Genomic DNA, 19480 nt, shown 5'->3' on the forward strand with positions numbered 1-19480 from the left:
AGTAAAGCGAAAGCTACAATTATGCCGAGGCATAATTGATTTAGTTGATGCTATAAATGAAGTGTAAGAGAAATGAGTGAACAATGTGAATTGGTTTAAAAAACAAATGGATAAATTTTTAAATAAAGATGACAATGATTACGAATATGAAGAGTTTTATGAAGACTATGAGGAAGAACAATCTGAGCAGTTGCATTCATATAAAGAAACAACTGTAGCAAAGCAAAAAACTTTTCGTTTTCCGCTAATTGAGGATGAGGAGTTTTCAGCTTCACCATCAACACCACCATCAAAAGAAGCATTTAATCAAATGGACGATGCTTACTCCGGACAAATTGAAGATTTATCGTTACCTAGGCATTTAAATAATCATATTGTGGATTCGAGTGTTTATGATATTGAGGTTTCAGGTATTCGAGATCTATTAGCAAATCGGACGAAGAGAACTGGTAGAACTACGATTACACGAAGTCAGCCTGAACAAGAGAATCGTTCAAAAGCAAGTCTTGTTTTTCGAGATGCACAAAATGAGTTACCTAAATCACCTAAAGAAACGAACTATCAATTAGTAAAAGCAGATGAAAGTTTTTTACCTGAAAATCGCAAGCGTTTTGTACCAAGTGATGTTCCGTCACCAGTCTATGGTTTTTCTAAGCCTAGCCCAATTGAGCATTTATTAGAAAAACGGAAGGAAGAGCACGACAAGAAAGAGTTAGAAATACCTACAGCTTCTAAGCCTATAAAAGAAGCGACAACAAATGAGGCTATTGAAAATATACTAGAAGAAAAAAGGCCTATTAGCGAGGTTCGGAAAGATGAATCTGAACAGCTTGAAATTACTGAAACAATTGAAGCACCTGCAAAGCAACCGATAACTTTTGAAGATAAATTAACAGACGAAACAAATCAGCATAGTGATAAAACGACAACGGAATTACCTGTACCGCAAACAACTTCTTTTGCCGTAGAATTTGAAAATCAAGTGAAAGAAGCCGTTCAGCATGAGCTGAATGTTGAACAACTTTCAGCTGATCAATCAGAAATCCACGTAAAAGAAGTAGTTGTAGAACAAGTACAATTCGAAAATTCTACCATCCACATTGGTGAAGTTACGGTAGTCCAGCCACCAATGAATGAAGATGATAAGCAAGATGTGTTGCAAGAAAAATCTTTAGAAGTGCAATCAGTAGAAAAGAAAGAAAAAAGTGGCATTCCATTTAATGTTTTAATGCTAAAAACGGATAAAGAGAAATGGAGAATTCAACAACAATTAAAAGTAACGACCCCGACATCAACAATTGTTGAAAAAGGCCGAGAGGAACAGGAGACTTCTTCTGAGCTTATTATTTTGGATGCAGAACCTCAATTAGTTCCACTCAATAACGAACTGCCACAATCTATAGATTTAGAGATTAGTGAGTTAGAACTGGACAATAATGTAGCACCACAATCGACGGAGGAAAACGAGGTTGCTATTGAAAATACTACTCCATTCGATAAAGAACAAGTTTCACAATCTATAGATATAGAGATTGGCGAGTTAGAGCTGGACAATAAAATAGCTACACAGACGACGGAGGAAAACGAGGTTCTTAATCAAAATACTGCTCCATTCAAAGATGCAACAGAAAGTGTCTCAGTCATTTCAATGGCACCAGTAACCTCAATGTCTAACGTTTTGACATTAGAAAAGACAGTGATTGATGTCGAGAGCATCGACGAAATTTCGGCAACTACCGAAATGGAAGTAGAAACAACAACTGAACAGGAGCTTACTACCGAGTATATAGATACTCATATATATATTCCTGAGGAGAATTCTATTGATACTGAGGACTATCCGGAGCAACCATCTAAATTAGATGAAACATTAGTGGAGGATCAAGTAAAAGAAACACCTCGAAAACCTGTTCATGTGTATCAAAAGCCAGATGATGAGTTTTTAGAGCCACCTGAGGAAAAAACACAAGATACTGAGTGGATGGAGCAACAGGGGGATACATTGGTTGAAGCTTTGTCTTATTTCCAAGTCTCAGCTCAAATAGAATCCATTATGCAAGGACCTGCCGTGACACAATTTGAAATAACCGTGAGTCATGGTACTAAGGTTAGCAAAATCCGTAATCTATCAGATGATTTGAAGCTTGCATTGGCAGCGAAAGACATCCGCATCCAAGCGCCGATTCCTGGGAAGAGCTCAATAGGCATTGAGATACCGAACCGTGTATCTCGCGCTGTTCGATTATCAGAAGTGACAAATAGTGCTTCTTTCCTCGAGTCAGATTCACCGTTAGAAGCAGCGTTGGGTTTGGATTTAACAGGGAAGCCAGTAACCATTGATTTAAGAAAAATGCCACATGGCTTAATTGCCGGAGCTACAGGTTCTGGTAAATCGGTTTGTATCAATTCAATTTTGGTTAGTTTATTATATAAAGCTGCACCACATGAATTAAAGTTGATGCTTATCGATCCTAAAATGGTAGAATTAGCACCGTTCAATCATATCCCACATTTAGTTAGCCCAGTCATCACAGATGTTAAGGCTGCTACAGCTGCACTGAAATGGGCAGTGGAGGAAATGGAGCGTCGTTATCAGTTATTTGCACATGCAGGTGCACGTGATATTACACGTTATAATGCAATTGCGGATAAAAACAATGAACATAGCTTAAAATTACCGTATATTCTAATTGTCATTGATGAATTGGCAGATTTAATGATGATGTCTCCTGCAGATGTAGAGGAGGCGATCTGTCGTATTGCTCAAAAGGCACGTGCTTGTGGTATCCATTTAATTGTGGCAACTCAAAGACCGTCTGTTGACGTTATTACAGGGCTTATTAAATCAAATATTCCTACTCGTATTGCTTTTGCGGTATCTTCACAAATTGACTCACGTACAATTTTAGATGCGCAAGGTGCAGAAAGATTGCTTGGACGAGGCGATATGTTATATTTAGGTAATGGTATGTCTGCTCCTGTGCGTTTGCAGGGGACGTTTGTGACAGATGATGAAATTGAAGCGATCATTGAGCATGTCCGTGAGCAAGGAGAGCCTGATTATATATTCGATCAAGAGGAACTTTTAAAAAAGACTGAGGTTTCTGCTGAACAAGATGAACTGTTCGAGGATGTATGTCGATTTGTCTATGAGCAAGGAGGAGCTTCTACTTCCTTAATTCAGCGCAAATATCATATTGGCTATAATCGTGCTGCTCGTTTAATCGATATGTTGGAATCACATGGCTTTGTGTCTGAGGCACGTGGCAGTAAACCACGAGAAAGTTACATTACAGAAGAAGATTTAATTGCTATGTTTGAATAATAATTACATTGTTTTCGTATAGATTATCTTATTTACGTCATAATTAGTATATTTAGAAAAGTTACACATTTATCCTTATGCATAAATAGTGCTATAATAGACGAGATGTGATGATTAGTACGTATTTTTTAGTACTTACAAAGGTATTAATACCTAATAATTAGTTGAAAAAATACGATACACCTAATAGATGATAGAAGGGATATTGAATTCCCGGGGGGTTTAATTAATGACAGTTTTTCATTTCACAGGCATTAAAGGTTCTGGCATGAGTTCACTTGCACAAATCTTATTTGATGCTGGTGAACAAGTACAGGGCTCAGATGTTGATAAATATTTCTTCACGGAACAGCCGTTACGTGATCGTAATATTCCAATTTTTACATTTAATGCAGATAACATTAAAGAAGGTATGACAGTTATTGCAGGGAACGCATTTCCTGATGACCATCCTGAATTAGAGCGTGCTCGTGAAATCGGTGTAGAAGTTATTCGCTACCATAAATTTTTAGGTGAATATATCGGTAATTATACGTCGATTGCTATTACTGGTGCACATGGTAAAACATCTACGACAGGCTTAATGTCTCATGTTGTAGGTGGGTATAAACCAACTTCTTATTTAATTGGTGATGGAACAGGAGCTGGGCATGAAAATGCTGACTTCTTTGTGATGGAAGCATGTGAATACCGTCGACACTTTTTAGCTTACAATCCAGATTACGCTGTAATGACTAATATTGATTTTGACCATCCAGACTATTTTGCAAACATAGAAGATGTTTATTCAGCATTTCAATCTTTAGCATTACAGGTTAAAAAAGCAATTATTGCTTGCGGTGATGATGAACATCTACAACGCATTCAAGCGAAGGTACCTGTTGTTTATTACGGTTTTGGTGCTGAAAATGATTTTGAGGCTCGAAATGTTGAAAAAACAACTAAGGGTACAAAATTTGATGTATTTGTCCGCAATGAATTTTATAGTACATTCTTTATCCCATTGTTTGGGGATCATGCGGTATTAAACACTTTAGCTGTTATTACACTTTGCCAATATGAAGGTATTTCGCCAGAAATCGTTCAAGAACGTTTAAACACATACAAAGGTGTAAAAAGACGTTTTACAGAAACGGATATTGGGAATAATGTATTAATAGATGACTATGCACACCATCCAACTGAAATCCGTGCAACGATTCAATCAGCACGACAAAAGTTTCCAGATCGTGAGCTAGTAGCTATTTTCCAACCACATACATTTACACGTACACAAGCTTTTTTACAGGATTTTGCAGATAGTCTGAGTCTTGCAGATACAGCATACTTATGTGATATTTTTGGCTCTGCAAGGGAAACACAAGGCGCACTTTCAATCCAAGATTTAGCGTCTTTAATTGAAGGCAGTGCAGTGATTACCACTGAAGGAATTGAAGTGTTAACAAAGCATAAGGGCGCAGTATTTTTATTTATGGGCGCAGGCGATGTTCACAAATTCCAAGATGCTTTTGAAGACGTGCTAAAGAACAACGAAACAGCTTAGTCCGCAAGGAATAAGCTGTTTTTTCTCAAAAATGAGGAGGAATTCAGTTTTTTTTGTCGAAAATAAGGTAAGGAATAGTAAAGAGAACATGCAGGAGGTCTAGTTATGGAAGTTATTTTGTATATTGCAGCAATTATCGCAGCAATCGGTTTTTTAATTTTTTGTGTGAGCGTTGGAATGACATTATTTTCTCTCAAACCAATTCTTAACAGCTTAGCTGGAACATTATCAGGTATTGAAGGACAAATGGAAGGTATTACTCGTGAAACGACTTCCTTACTATCCAAAACAAATAGCTTGGCAGAGGATATTCAAGAAAAATCTGAACAGTTAAATTCCGTTGTTCATGCAGTCAAAGGAATTGGCGACTCTGTGAATGGTTTAAATACATCTGTACAGCAAATTACTTCTTCAATTTCTAAAACTGTAGAACAAAATGAAGAAAAAATTGCACAAGTTGTTCAATGGAGTAATGTCGCAATGGGCATTGCAGATAAGTGGAAGAAACGTAAAATTATCGATCAGGCCAATGAGGTGATTCAAGAAGATATTTATTTTTCTGAATCAGAGCAGTCGGAAAAACCGAATAGAAAATGGGGCCGTAAAAAATAATTATTATTCGGTAGGCATTAAATGTCAACGGAATAAAAATAAAGTCTTAAGCATATGTTGAAGAATGCATCCGCGAAAGCTGATGGACAACCAGTCTAAGCAAATTAGATAATAAGATGGGGAGGAATTGTTGCATGACAACTCAAAAGCCAAATTATAATGAAGTGAAGGAACAACAACTCGAAAGTTCATTACCACAGCTTTATCATCCGCAAGAGTCGATCTATGAAGAGGAGCGAGTGAACATGAAGGATTTTGTTATTGGCGCATTAGTTGGGGGTATAGTAGGTGCAGCTGCAGGCTTATTACTAGCTCCAAAATCAGGAAAAGATTTACGTAGCGATGTAGCAGTACAAGCTGTTAGCTTAAAAGATAAGAGTGCAGATTTCTCGACAACTGCTAAAGATAAAACAGTTCAATTATCTAAACAAATTCAAGAACAATCTACACAATTAGTAGAGAAAGTAAAAACATTAAAATCAGCAAAAGCACCAACTGTTTTTGACGATGGTACTGTTTCTTTTGAGGGTGAAGAACCACTGGAGGATTTCATCCCTAGTGAAGAACCTAAAGCAGAGGATGCTAGTGAAGAAAAGGGACAAGCTGAAGAAAAAAGCGAAGAAGTTCGCGCATAATAGGTAAAAGGGATACGTTACATCTTATCAAAGATGTAACGTATCCCTTTTTTTAAGATATGGGTGCTTTTTCTAGTAAAATCTCTAATTTATCCCCGCCAAATATCTCCATATCGAAGCTTGCTGGTTGACCATTTCGTAAAATTGTAAAATTACCTTTAAATGTAGTAGGTAGTTGCCAATTAGAGAAACGGAACACATCCTGGTATATCCAACGACTTCGGTCTTTTTCTTTAAATGAAACTATTGCTCCATTTGGAACAGTTGAACGAGGTGATACCACTTCATGATTAACGAGGACTTCGTTGGCCATTTTCTTCAGCTCTAACACTTCGTTTTGAAAGTGTATGATGATTTTATCCTCAAGTAAAACATTCATTTGGTCAGCTATCCGTTGAACTGTAGGGAATGTTTGTTGTTGAAATGTAATATCATCACCATTTTGGACAGCATATGACATTTTAGATGGTTTACCATTAATCATTAAATGAGCTGAAAACTCTGGTAAATAAAGTGGTTTTCCATCCACTTGAATATAAAATGACTCAAATTGTTTTATTAACTCCCAATTATTTGTGAGATTAAATACGTCCTCGACTGTTACAGCTATTTCAAACATCACAACATCTCGATCATTTAGTGCACTATCGAGTGATGCAGGAGAACCATTAACAGTTATTTGTGGTTCAATTACATATTTTGTATGTTGAATCGTAACTGTTTTAATGGCGGCATCATCTACAATATCTCTTAAAGTAGCGTTAGCTGGCTGACCGTCTTGGCCTTCAATTAGCTGGATGGCATCGCCTGTTTTAATCATCGTTTTTGTGGAAGCCTGATGGCCATTTACTAAAATTTCTGCAGGTTGACCGTGGCCACCAGGGATGAAAATATCTTGTCCATTAACATTTACTGATAATCCATGTCCCGGTTTTCCATATAACTGCTTTGCTCGAATATTGGCTGCTAAAAATGCATCTGCAACGGTCATTTCCTTTAATTCAAAAAGGCGAACTACTTGTTCATTGACAGTTAAGCTCATATATTGAATAGGCATTTTTTTTGCTGCGATGGCGATACCGATTGGTGTTACCAATTCAGGAGATGCTTTAATATGATCTTCCCTCGTTAAGTTCTGAATGGCATCGATCCCTCGAACGGCAATGCGATTGGCAGGTAATTCTAGTATTAGTCCAAGCTCAGTTGTAAGATTTGGTGTTAAGCTACCCCCACCGACAAGCATTACCGCCTTAGGAGCTGTCTGATTATTGAGGCGTAAAATTTCTTCCCCAATGGCTTTTGCAAGTTGCTTAACAGCAGGCTCGATTGCTTGAAGAACCTCTTGTTTCGGATAATATTGATCGAAGCCTAAAATATCCTGAATTAAAACGTCTTCTTCTTTTTGCAGTTGACGCTTGGCCTCTTCGGCAACAGGGAAGTCGAGTAAGTAGTGGTCACTTAAAGCCTCTGTTATTTCATCACCAGCTGTTGGTACCATGCCATATGCGACAACAGTGCTTTTATCGGTAATGGCAATATCAGATGTACCAGCACCAATATCAACAAGCGCCACATTTAAACGACGCATTGTTGGAGGGATAAGTACATTAATAGCCGCAATAGGTTCTAATGTTAGTGCCTCCATTTCCAAATTCGCACGTTTAAGAGCCGCGATAAGTGATTCTACTACAACTCGTGGCAAGAACGTAGCAATAACTTCAATTTGTGCTTCATCACCTTGCTGATCGAGTAGGCTACCAATTTCTTCTCCATCTAAACGGTAGTATAAAACTGAATAACCAACACAATAATAGTGGCTTATTTTAGCGTCTTCTTTGTGTTGAAGAAGCTGTTGCTGAGCCTGTTGAACAGCTTGCAGTTCTAAACGACTTATATCTTCTTCTGTAAAGATTGGTCTATTACGTATATTGATCGTCACGCTTGCTTGTTCTGTTTTCAATGAGCGACCAGCTGCAGCGACGCTCACTTTTGTTAAGGGACCATGCTTCTCTTCAAGTTCATGTTTAATTTCATTGATTAAATCTGCTACATACATGACATTATGTATTTGACCATCAACCATGGCGCGTTCTTTATGTTCTTTTACTAATATGTCTTCCACGTGAAAGCGGTCATTATCTTCAGCTAAAATAATGCCAACTACAGAACGTGTACCAATATCAAGTGCAAATAATTTTGAACTCAATATACTCGCTTCCTTTCTCGTTATATGTTAATATAATTTAGCGAGTTGAAGCGCTAAATTAAAAATGCGTGACATTCTGTGCAACATTGATTATAATGTTGCTAATATCTAAAAATGTAACATACATTTCAGAGTTCTGAAAGTGTCTGTCATGAGGAGAGGAGCAAGAAACATGAGCCAAAAAGATTTAGAAAGCTTACGTAGTCAAATAGACGATTTAAACTTAGAAATTCTTCGTCTAATTAACGAACGTGCAGCAGTAGTTGATGAAATCGGTAAGATTAAAGAAAAACAAGGTGTGATTCGCTATGATCCATTACGTGAACGACACATGCTTGATCTTATTAAAGAACACAATCAAGGTCCATTAAACCAAATGACGGTTGATTATATATTTAAGCAAATCTTTAAAACAGCTTTAAAACAACTTGAAGCGGATAAGAAAAAAGAATTACTTGTTTCTCGCAAGAAAAAATCAGAAGATACTGTCATTAATGTGAATGGTGAGCTAATTGGCCAAGGAAAACCATCTTTCGTATTTGGACCTTGTGCAGTAGAATCATACGAGCAAGTAGCAGCAGTAGCAGCATCTATTAAAGCAAAAGGCGAAAAGTTAATTCGTGGTGGTGCATATAAACCACGTACCTCTCCATATGACTTCCAAGGACTTGGATTAGAAGGACTTAAAATTTTAAAACGTGTGTCCGAGGAATACGGTTTAGGAGTTATTACAGAAATCGTTACACCAGGTCATTTAGAGGAAGCTTTAGATTACATCGATGTTATCCAAATTGGTGCGCGTAATATGCAAAACTTTGAATTATTAAAAGCAGCGGGTGCAACAAATAAACCTGTACTTTTAAAACGAGGCTTAGCAGCGACAATTGATGAATTCATTCACGCAGCAGAATACATTATGTCTAAAGGAAATGAGAACATCATTCTTTGTGAGCGTGGTATTCGTACTTACGAAAAAGCAACTCGTAACACATTAGATATTTCGGCTGTACCAATTTTAAAACAAGAAACGCATTTACCAGTATTTGTAGACGTAACGCATTCAACAGGTCGTCGTGATTTACTATTACCATGTGCTAAGGCAGCAATTGCTATTGGTGCTGATGGCGTCATGGCAGAGGTGCATCCGGATCCATCTGTAGCACTTTCTGATTCACAACAACAAATGGATATTCCAACATTTGATGCTTTCTACCAAACACTACAAAATTTCATGAAGAGCCATGAAATTAATGCATAACTTCTTTCAGTAATTATTTTCTGTAGCGAAATCGTAGAGGCAGGTACAGAAGTCTCCCGCCTCTATAGGTGGTGAGATGAATGCAGATTTCAGTTACTTTTCAGTGGGTGTCCAAACACCCGAAGAAATAGAGGAACTCAGTCTAAGAACGCCAAGTCCTGTGGTAACGACTGAGTGACCAACATCGGTGCTGTTGCTGTCGCTACGTTGCACTACGCTTTCGCACAGAATGAAACCCTTTTGCTGACGCTGCGTTAGCACTACGCTTTCGCGCAAAAAACATCTGTTGGCCCAAAGCCTGCGGCGGATGTCACGGAATTATGCCGGGGTATAATTGGATATGTTGATAAACACCGCTTGCTTTAATCGGCAGGCGGTGTTTATATATATTGACAAAATAATGACTAGAAAAGTACTATTTGTACTTGGTTTTTCTTTTCATGTACATACTGCTTCTTGAAAAGAATATGAAAATTATCGTATGATAAGGCTATAAAAGGAAAAAGGGAGGCACGTACGATGACTGTTACAATTTATGATGTTGCAAGAGAAGCAAATGTTTCTATGGCAACGGTCTCTCGTGTAGTCAATGGTAATCAAAACGTAAAACCGGCAACACGAAAAAAAGTATTAGAAGTAATTGAACGATTAGAGTACCGTCCAAACGCAGTAGCGCGTGGATTAGCAAGTAAGAAAACAACAACAGTTGGCGTGATTATCCCGGATATTGCAAACAATGTTTATGCGGAGCTGGCACGTGGTGTAGAGGATATTGCAACAATGTATCGTTACAATATTATTTTAGCCAACTCAGATCAACATGAAGATAAAGAGCTTCAGCTACTGGATACAATGCTAGGAAAACAGGTTGACGGTATTGTTATGATGAGTGATGAAGTAACTGAAAAAATGCAACAAACTATGGATCATTCACCTGTACCAATTGTGCTTGCAGGTTCAGTAGATGAATCGCAAACAATTGCGACTGTTAACATTGATTATTACCAAGCGGCTTATGAGGCGATTACATTACTCATTCAAAATGGCCATAAGCGAATCGCTTTCGTAACAGGTCCGCTTACGTATACTATTAATGGAAAATTCAAACTTGAAGCTTATAAAAAAGCCTTACAAGACGCAGGTATACCTATAGATGAATCACTAATCGCTGCAGAAGAATCGAGCTATGATATGGGCTTAGAGGCGTGGGAAACATTATCCTCACTTGAAAATCCTCCAACTGCTTATTTTGCAGGTAGTGATGAATTAGCAATTGGATTAATTCATGGTGCGCAGGATGCAGGCAAAGATGTACCCGAGGATATCGAAGTGATCAGCTTTGAAAATTCAAAATTAGCCCGCATGGTTCGCCCACAGCTTACAAGTGTCGCATTACCACTGTACGATATCGGAGCTGTCGCAATGCGCCTGCTGACAAAATTGATGAACAAAGAGCCTGTTGAGGACGAAGCGGTTATTTTACCGCATCGTATTGAACATCGACAATCTGTCAAAAGTAAATAACAGTATTTAACACGTAAATCTGAAAATGGATTTGCGTGTTTTTTTATAGAAGTAATAGAAAGGTGAAAGCGATGGATATAACGCCAAGAATGACTGATAGAGGACTAAGGTAAAAAATAAAAAGCCTCACGATTGTCATGAGGCATAGTGTTAAACGTGTTTTTCATTGCGAATAATATGAAGCGCTTTGGTTAACATTTGCGCGTTTTTTTCTTCAATCTCAGCCTTTCGAGGGATGGGCTCATACAATGGATTTGGATCTTCCCAAGTTGGGATAAAAGGTACTGGTGCTTCAGGTTGCCAACGATCTAACCATGCTTGAGGTAGAGGCCCTGTCGGTAATTGCTGATTTGTCATTTCAAGCCATAGCATAGACCATGCACGAGGCACAACACGCCAAATATCGTAGCCACCACCGCCAACGGCAATCCATTTCCCCCCACAATATTCATGTGCTAATTTATGCGCAAGCTTTGGGATTTCTCTATAAATGTTCATTGTTCCATATAAATGTGTTAATGGATCAAAGTAATGTGCATCTGCGCCGTTTTGCGTTAGTACAACATCCGGCTTGAAAAATTCAAAGACTTCTCGCATAGCCTGTTCATATATTTCTAGGAAACTCTCATCTTCTGTAAAAGCATCAATTGGGAAATTAAAAGAAGTGCCGTAGCCCTGTCCATTTCCGCGTTCCGTAATATTACCAGTTCCGGGGAAAAGATAGCGTCCTGTTTCATGAATAGACAATGTACAAACATCTGGATCTTCATAAAAACTCCATTGCACTCCATCTCCATGATGGGCATCGGTATCTACATAAAGTACACGAGCATTGTATTTTTCCTGCAAATAGCGAATAGCTACTGTACTATCGTTATAAATACAAAAACCTGATGCACGGCCACGGAAGCCGTGATGTAGCCCACCTCCTAAATTGAGGGCGTGCTCGGCTTTTCCTTCCATAACATAATCGACAGCTGTTAACGTTCCACCAACAAGCTGTGCACTTGCTTCGTGCATATTTTCAAAAATGGGTGTATCTTCGGTGCCTATGCCGTAGCTTTCACATTGTGCCTCTGAAAGCTCACCATGCCCTGCTTTTTTAACGATATCAATATATTTTGGGTCATGTGCAAGTAAAAGCTCCTCCTCTGTTGCGACACGAGCCGGAACAATATCCAAATCATCAAGAGCATCAATATTCTTTAATAAATCCATTGTAAGCGTCAAGCGTTTATGATTGAAAGGATGGGTATCTGAAAATTTATATCCGAGTTGCTCTGGCGAGTACACAAATACTGCTTTTTTCATTGTAATGAAACACCGGGTAAATTAGGCCATAATACATCAAAGCCCTCTTTACGAAGTTCTTCAATCATTGCTAGTGGATTCAGAGTTTTTACTCGGATACTTAAAATTTTGTTTTGCGTATTTTCAGAGTCAGGATAAACTAAGACGCTTTGGACATTTGCATGATGTTCGTGGAAAATTTTAGTAATCTCGAATAATATTCCTGGCGTATAGGATACACGAATTTCGATTTTTGAGCCAGGTTCAGTGGCACCAGTTAACTCTATGTACGTATAGAGTAAATCTGTGGTAGTTACAATCCCAACTAATTTCCCTCCAGAGACAATCGGTAAACAGCCTACTCTAGATTCATAAAAAGTAAGAGCTACTTCTTCCACGAAATCAAGTGGATGACCGACAAGTGGATTTTTAACCATAATCTCTTCTACTTTTGCATTAAAAACTGGAGAATTAGGCTCATCCCGTAACGAGGAAGGCAAAGCCTCTTTTATATCTCTTTCAGTGATTACCCCAAGAACATGATACTCCTCATCTACAACTGGTAAATGACGTACTTTTTTCTCACGCATTAACTTCAGCGCTTCAACCACTGTATTTGTCGGAGCCAGCGTGTAGGGCTCATCATTCATAATTTCTTCTACGATCATATACTCATCCCCTTTGTGTTGGTTTTAATACATGAAGCGATTTCTAAAGCGAAGTCTATCAAATCTTTCCATAGTCTCAGGAGGCACGCGTTTTCCTTCACGTGCCATCAGGCAGTTAGCAGGATGTGATGTAATTTCAGGATCATCTGTAGCAAAATATTCGAAGTTGGCAGACCCCATCATTTTCTCCATCATTTTGCGATAATCCCAAACATTTAAACCAGTCCCTTTCAAATCCCAATGCCAATAATATTCGGTAGTGATAACAAGATAGTCTTCCATTTCATCTCCCATAAAAGACACAGCTAGTAGTGCCTTACCAGCACCTGTACCCCGATAGTCTGGAATGACTTCAATAGCACCTAGCTCAATCATGTTATCAATTCGATCTTCCGCCCATCGTTCGAGTGGATCGGGATAAAGATAAGTGACGTAGCCTACAATAATGTTTTCATTTCGAATAATAATAATTCGTCCTTCAGGAAGTCCTGCAATTTCTATAATGGCTTGCTGTTGTTGCTTTGGAGGTCTAAAAGCAACCAAGCCTTCGTGGAATGAATATGTAGCTAATTTTTCTGGAGGAACAGGTCCTTCCACATACACAGTACCATGCTTAGTTTCCTTTGTAACAGAAAAAAAAGTTTTTTTATGTTCCATAATTACACCACCTGAGTTTAATAATTCCATTATAGCTGATTTCCTGCGGAAAAACGCTATCTTTTGCAAAATATACCTGCGTTTTTGGAAAAGTAAAAATATTGAGACATTTATGGTGAATTCGTGTAAAATATATTTATACTGCACCTGTTATTTAACAGATGAATGTAGAGTGAATAAGAATTCAATAATTTTACACTATCTGAACTGTTATATAACAAGTGCTACATAACGTAGTTGTCTTTGGAGAAGGTAGCGGATTTTGAAGGGGAAACTAATGAAATTACGACGACGATTTGAAATTTGCTTACTAATGTACTAAGGCGATAGCAAAGAGAGGGGTAGTTTCATGGGGATGAAAATGTTGGAGAAGTTGAATGCTTTACCGGGGCAATATAATTTGCCTGATTATGAGAAAGCTGCGGCAACACATGATTGGGCAGAGACGGAAAAGGAATTTAGTTGGTATGAAACAGGGCTTGTGAATATGGCATATGAGGTAATTGATCGTCATACAGAAACGCATCGAAAAAACAAAGTTGCACTTTATTTTAATGATGGAAAGCGTAAAGAGGCTTATTCTTTCAATGAAATGAAAAAGCTGACGAATAAAGCCGCAAATGTTTTTAAGGCAGCAACAAATTTAGAAAAAGGTGATCGATTATTTATTTTCATGCCGCGTTCACCTGAGCTTTATTTTTCTTTATTGGGTGCATTGAAAATGGGTGTTATTGTAGGCCCGTTATTTGAGGCATTTATGGAAGGTGCTGTTTATGACAGACTTGCAGATAGTGAAGCTAAAGTATTAGTGACAACACCTGAGTTGCTTGAACGTGTACCTTTAGCAAAGCTACCGCATTTGCAGCACGTCTTTTTAGTGGGATCAGATATAGAGGAAACACCACAAATTTTAGATTTTAATAGATGCTTGAAAGAAGCATCTTCTCAATTTGATATTGAATGGGTGGACAGAGAGGATGGTATGATTCTTCATTATACTTCTGGGTCAACTGGAGCACCAAAGGGCGTATTGCATGTTCATAATGCAATGCTTCAACAATATCAATCAACAAAATGGGTATTAGATTTGAGTGAAGACGATATTTACTGGTGTACGGCCGATCCAGGATGGATAACAGGCACAGCATATGGAATTTTTGGTCCATGGTTAAATGGTGTCACAATGCTAATTGTTGGCGGGAGATTTTCACCACAAGCTTGGTACCAAGCAATTGAGGACTATAGTGTAACAGTATGGTATAGTGCACCAACTGCTTTCAGAATGTTAATGGGTGCTGGTAGTGGTATGCTTGAGAATTATGATCTATCTTCGTTACGTCACATTTTATCTGTCGGTGAACCGTTAAATCCTGAGGTAATTCGTTGGGGGATTGATGAGCTTGGACACCGTATTCATGATACATGGTGGATGACAGAAACAGGTGCCCATATGATTTGTAACTATCCTTCTATGGATATTAAGCCAGGATCAATGGGAAAACCATTACCAGGTATTCATGCAACGATTGTTGATGATGCAGGCAATGAAGTACCACCTTTTACAATGGGAAATTTAGCAGTTCGACGTGGTTGGCCTGCAATGATGAGTCAAATTTGGGGAAATCCAGAGCGTTATGAATCTTATTTCTTAAAAGGTGAATGGTATGTGTCTGGGGACTCTGCCTATATGGATGATGATGGTTACTTTTGGTTCCAAGGGCGTGTAGATGATGTTATTATGACGGCTGGTGAGCGGGTAGGTCCTTTCGAGGTAGAAAGTAAGCTACTCGAGCATCCTGATATAGTCGAGGCAGGGGTGATCGGAAAGCCGGATCCTGTACGAGGTGAAATTATTAAAGCCTTTGTATCATTACGTGAGGGTGTTGAACCGTCAGATGCATTGGTTGAGGATATTCGTAATTTTGTTAAGAAGGGCTTGTCTGCACACGCAGCACCACGTGAAATCGAATTTAAGGATAAGCTACCAAAAACACGTAGTGGAAAGATTATGCGTCGTGTGTTAAAGGCGTGGGAGTTAAATTTACCAACTGGGGATTTATCAACGATGGAAGATTGATTTATAGCATAAGAAGCAGGAATTTATTCGGTCGACGAAAAATTCCTGCTTTCTTTATTAAAGGCCGTTTTCTAAACTATTAAAACATAAAGACAGATTAAAGCTACAAAATATTTATTTGTTACTTTAGGAACCTGTCTTTCTGCTCTAATCTTAGGAGGCATCCTTGTTGATCAAGCTTTCACTCTTGAACCTTTAGCAATTTCTATTGTGTATGGAATTGGTGTTCTTCTAATTCTAAGAGAACTTAAAGTCAGTCTTGTTTAATCATCTATTATTAGGTGATTTTTTTTTAGAAGAAACCTATATCTACTACACCGTTTCTTTCGAATACGCTGGAAACTCAACTTCCGCGAATTCAAAGTACCTCTTCATATACGTGAATCCAGCGTTGCAAATAGAGTCTTTGCGGTACCTCGTAAATATAGCCTCTTGCCATTTTTTCATTCAATCCAGCAGCTTTTTTTGTCGGTCGGAACGGAAATCAACCCCACGTATGGTGATCTTCAGCAAAGATTTAGAAAAGTTTAAATATAAATAAAAATTCAGTTGACTTAATAAATATGCAGACGTATACTAATTTTAACTTATTTCAGAGGTGAGTGCATTGAAAGTAGGAATTGTTGGTGCAACCGGATATGGTGGATTAGAGCTTATTCGATTTTTACATAATCATAAAGCGGTGGAGCGGATTGATTTATTCACATCCTCAGAAGAAGGTATAATTTTTTCTTCTAAGTTTGGTCATCTCGTTAATATTGCCGATATACCATTACAAAAAATTGATTATGGGGCTTTAGAAAAATTTGATGTTGTTTTTACAAGTACGCCTTCAGGAGTGACAAGTGAACTATTACCTCCATTGGTAGGGAAAGGGCCTAAATTAATAGATTTATCTGGTGACTTCCGTTTACAAGATCCTTCGAGTTATGAAGAATGGTACGGTAAAAAAGCGGCACCGTTAGAATTTATTCAACAAAGTGTATATGGTTTAACTGAATGGAATGCAGAAAATATTCTACATGCTCCTCTTATCGCAAATCCAGGGTGCTATCCAACAGCTGTTTTACTTTCGTTGTTACCATTACTAAAAGAACGATTAATTGATGCGAGCTTTTTAGTGATTGATGCGAAAAGTGGGATTTCAGGGGCTGGAAATAAACCATCGCAAAATACGCATTTTAGTGAGTCTAATGAAAGCTTTTCAATCTATAAAACGAATACACATCAGCATATACCAGAAATCGAGCAGGCCATTTCATTGTTCGCGGGGGTTGATACAACCATTTCTTTTAATACCCATTTAGTACCAATGACTAGAGGGATTTTATCTACCACATATGCGTCTGTTATGTCTGGTGTTACAGAGCAGCAGCTAGTAGCTTGTTTACAGAATGCCTATGAAAAGCATCCATTTGTACGGATTGTTACAGATGTAAATAGCCTAGGAACAAACCGCGTTAAAGGTTCGAACTATTGCGACATTTTAGTGAAAGTTGATAGCCGTACGAATCGTGCCACAATTGTTGGCGTCATCGATAATTTAGTTAAAGGGGCTGCAGGGCAAGCCATTCAAAATATGAACGTTCAATTTGATTTACCACAAACGACAGGATTAGATATCGTTCCGTTCTTTATTTAAGCAGAGAGTCAGCTAATCTTATATGCCAAGGAAAATTGAATAACTAAGGAGGAAAGATTTTATGACATTAATAGCATCCGCAAGTATTATGAAAAAATTATCAAGTAAAAATATTGTTTCACCAAAGGGCTTTAAAGCTGCAGGCTTACATTGTGGTTTAAAGCATAAGAAAAAAGATTTAGCTGTGTTAGTCAGTGAAGTACCCGCAAGTGTAGCAGGTGTCTTTACAACGAACGCTGTGCAGGCAGCACCATTAAAAGTAACGAAAGAAGTTGTGTACACTACGAAGAAAATGCAGGCGATGATTGTCAACTCCGGAAATGCTAATGCATGTACAGGGAAGCAAGGGGCGAAGGATGCACAAACAATGCAGGTCCTTATGGCAGAAAAGCTTGGTATTGAGGCAAATTTAGTAGGTGTTTGCTCAACGGGTGTTATCGGTGAAATTATGAATATGGAGCCGGTAGAAAATGGGATTAATCAGTTAGAGCCAAAGGATAATTTAGAAAGTGCTATTGATTTTGCTCAAGCTATTATGACAACAGATACGGTTATGAAAAACACAAGTTACAGTACTACTGTGGATGGCAAAGAGGTTATTATCGCTGGTGTTGCAAAAGGTTCAGGTATGATTGAACCAAATATGGCAACGATGCTTGGTTTTATTACAACGGATGCAAATGTTGAATCAGATGTCCTACAAGCTACATTATCTGATATAACAAATATGACTTTTAATGCAATTACAGTGGATGGAGATACTTCTACGAATGACACAGTAGTTGTTATGGCAAACGGCTTAGCTGGAAATGTAGCTTTAACTCCTGACCATCCAAATTGGCAAAACTTCTACTATACTTTAAAAACAGTGGCTGAAGACTTAGCGAAAATGATTGCCAAAGATGGTGAGGGTGCAACGAAGCTGATTGAGGTTGAAGTTGAAGGGGCATTATCGGATGAAGAAGGACGCAAAATTGCTAAAACAGTAGTTGGTTCACCGCTTGTGAAAACGGCAGTATTTGGCTGTGATGCAAACTGGGGACGTATTATTGCCGCTGTGGGCTATAGTGGCGCAACAGTAGATCCAGAAAAAATTACGATCCAAATTGGCGGTGTAACTATGGTTGAGAACGGTGAGCCAGTTCCATTTTCGGAGGATGGGTTAATTCAAATTTTAAAAATGCATGAAGTGAAAATCTATGTGTCACTTGGTGTTGGAGAAGGCAAGGGGCATGCTTGGGGATGTGATCTAACTTATGACTACGTTCAAATCAATGCCTCATACCGCTCGTAAACGAATGGTAATTAAGCTTGGTGGAAGTACGCTAGAGGGCTTAAATGATTCGTTTTTTGAGAATTTTAAAAAACTCCAAGAAAGCGGTATAGAGCTAATCATTACCCATGGTGGTGGCCCAGCTATTAACCGTGAACTTGCGGTGCGCGGGATAGAATCACATGCTTTAAACGGTATTCGTGTCACAAGCGAAGCAGCAATTGATATCGTACAATCAACGCTAATAGGAAAGGTCAATCCTGCGCTTGTTCATGAATTAACAACAGCTGGTATTGCTGCAATTGGATTAAACGGCTTCGATGGTCAGTTAATTATAGCGGATTATCTAGATAAAGATGTATACGGTTTTGTTGGTGAAGTGAAAACCGTCAATACATCTTTGCTAGAAGCAATAATTAGTGCGGGGGTTGTACCGGTTATTGCTTGTGTTGGATCGGATGAACATGGTCAGGCATTAAATATTAATGGAGATACGGTAGCGAGTGAAATTGCACTAGCTATAGATGCGGATAGCTTAATACTTGTAACGGATGTAAGTGGTATTCGAATTAACGAAGAATATCAATTGAAAGCAACACCTTCCTTTATCAATCAATGGATTGAGGAGGGGCATATTTATGGTGGGATGATACCAAAAGTTCAAGGAGCTCTCGAATGCTTAAGTGCAGGTATTCCATCAGTACAAATCGTTGGGGAATCCTTAGTAGGCACGACGATTTTATCTGAGGGATGAAGAAACCAAAATGATA

Annotated in this window: 14 protein-coding genes; 10 read left to right on the forward strand and 4 right to left on the reverse strand. The window is 38.3% G+C overall.

Annotation, left to right across the window (positions count from 1 at the left end; translation table 11 throughout):
- Window positions 1-85: 85 nt before the first annotated feature.
- The 4 genes from JNUCC51_RS17405 (at window position 86) to JNUCC51_RS17420 (ending at window position 6115) form a co-directional block, all read left to right on the forward strand.
- Window positions 86-3325 (forward strand): DNA translocase FtsK, encoded by a 3240-nt coding sequence (locus JNUCC51_RS17405; RefSeq protein WP_337989034.1) that lies wholly within the window; start codon window positions 86-88, stop codon window positions 3323-3325.
- A gap of 229 nt (window positions 3326-3554) precedes the next feature.
- Entirely contained in the window at window positions 3555-4868 is a 1314-nt protein-coding gene (gene murC / locus JNUCC51_RS17410) for a UDP-N-acetylmuramate--L-alanine ligase (RefSeq protein ID WP_100544923.1), read from the forward strand.
- Window positions 4869-4973: 105 nt separating this feature from the next.
- Window positions 4974-5480: a DUF948 domain-containing protein gene (locus JNUCC51_RS17415; protein ID WP_337989035.1), complete on the forward strand. Its 507-nt coding sequence runs from the start codon at window positions 4974-4976 to the stop codon at window positions 5478-5480.
- Window positions 5481-5614: 134 nt separating this feature from the next.
- Window positions 5615-6115, forward strand: coding sequence for a YtxH domain-containing protein (locus JNUCC51_RS17420; RefSeq protein WP_100542402.1), 501 nt, complete (start codon window positions 5615-5617; stop codon window positions 6113-6115).
- 52 nt (window positions 6116-6167) lie between these two features.
- Here JNUCC51_RS17420 and JNUCC51_RS17425 read toward each other — a convergent pair whose 3' ends face one another.
- On the reverse strand, window positions 6168-8321 hold the full coding sequence (locus JNUCC51_RS17425; protein ID WP_337989036.1) for a cell division FtsA domain-containing protein: 2154 nt from the start codon (window positions 8319-8321) through the stop codon (window positions 6168-6170).
- Window positions 8322-8493: 172 nt separating this feature from the next.
- On the opposite strand from JNUCC51_RS17425, the gene JNUCC51_RS17430 reads away from it, so the two are divergent.
- Together JNUCC51_RS17430 and ccpA are read left to right on the forward strand one after the other, a co-directional pair.
- Entirely contained in the window at window positions 8494-9579 is a 1086-nt protein-coding gene (locus JNUCC51_RS17430) for a bifunctional 3-deoxy-7-phosphoheptulonate synthase/chorismate mutase (RefSeq protein ID WP_337989037.1), read from the forward strand.
- Between the two features lie 519 nt (window positions 9580-10098).
- A complete protein-coding gene (ccpA, locus tag JNUCC51_RS17435; RefSeq protein WP_337989038.1) occupies window positions 10099-11103 on the forward strand; it encodes a catabolite control protein A in 1005 nt (334 codons plus the stop codon).
- 150 nt (window positions 11104-11253) lie between these two features.
- On the opposite strand, the gene JNUCC51_RS17440 is transcribed toward ccpA, so the two are convergent.
- The 3 genes from JNUCC51_RS17440 to JNUCC51_RS17450 are packed head-to-tail and all read right to left on the reverse strand — an operon-like array spanning window position 11254 to window position 13718.
- Window positions 11254-12414 (reverse strand): acetoin utilization protein AcuC, encoded by a 1161-nt coding sequence (locus JNUCC51_RS17440; protein ID WP_337989039.1) that lies wholly within the window; start codon window positions 12412-12414, stop codon window positions 11254-11256.
- A complete protein-coding gene (locus JNUCC51_RS17445; protein ID WP_337989040.1) occupies window positions 12411-13061 on the reverse strand; it encodes an acetoin utilization AcuB family protein in 651 nt (216 codons plus the stop codon). The genes JNUCC51_RS17440 and JNUCC51_RS17445 overlap by 4 nt, the downstream gene beginning before the upstream one ends.
- A gap of 24 nt (window positions 13062-13085) precedes the next feature.
- Window positions 13086-13718 carry a GNAT family N-acetyltransferase gene (locus JNUCC51_RS17450; protein ID WP_100542416.1) on the reverse strand — a complete coding sequence of 211 codons (633 nt, stop codon included), beginning with the start codon at window positions 13716-13718 and terminating at the stop codon, window positions 13086-13088.
- Between the two features lie 349 nt (window positions 13719-14067).
- On the opposite strand from JNUCC51_RS17450, the gene acsA reads away from it, so the two are divergent.
- The 4 genes from acsA (at window position 14068) to argB (ending at window position 19464) form a co-directional block, all read left to right on the forward strand.
- Entirely contained in the window at window positions 14068-15795 is a 1728-nt protein-coding gene (acsA, locus tag JNUCC51_RS17455) for an acetate--CoA ligase (protein WP_443136956.1), read from the forward strand.
- Between the two features lie 607 nt (window positions 15796-16402).
- Complete coding sequence (argC, locus tag JNUCC51_RS17460; RefSeq protein WP_337989041.1) at window positions 16403-17437, forward strand: N-acetyl-gamma-glutamyl-phosphate reductase; 1035 nt, start codon at window positions 16403-16405, stop codon at window positions 17435-17437.
- A 61-nt stretch (window positions 17438-17498) separates the two neighbouring features.
- On the forward strand, window positions 17499-18731 hold the full coding sequence (gene argJ, locus JNUCC51_RS17465; RefSeq protein WP_337989042.1) for a bifunctional glutamate N-acetyltransferase/amino-acid acetyltransferase ArgJ: 1233 nt from the start codon (window positions 17499-17501) through the stop codon (window positions 18729-18731).
- Window positions 18694-19464 (forward strand): acetylglutamate kinase, encoded by a 771-nt coding sequence (gene argB / locus JNUCC51_RS17470; protein WP_337989043.1) that lies wholly within the window; start codon window positions 18694-18696, stop codon window positions 19462-19464. Before argJ ends, argB begins: the two co-directional genes overlap by 38 nt.
- Window positions 19465-19480 lie beyond the last annotated feature (16 nt).

Source organism: Lysinibacillus sp. JNUCC 51 (assembly GCF_015999525.1).
GTDB lineage: Bacteria > Bacillota > Bacilli > Bacillales_A > Planococcaceae > Lysinibacillus > Lysinibacillus xylanilyticus.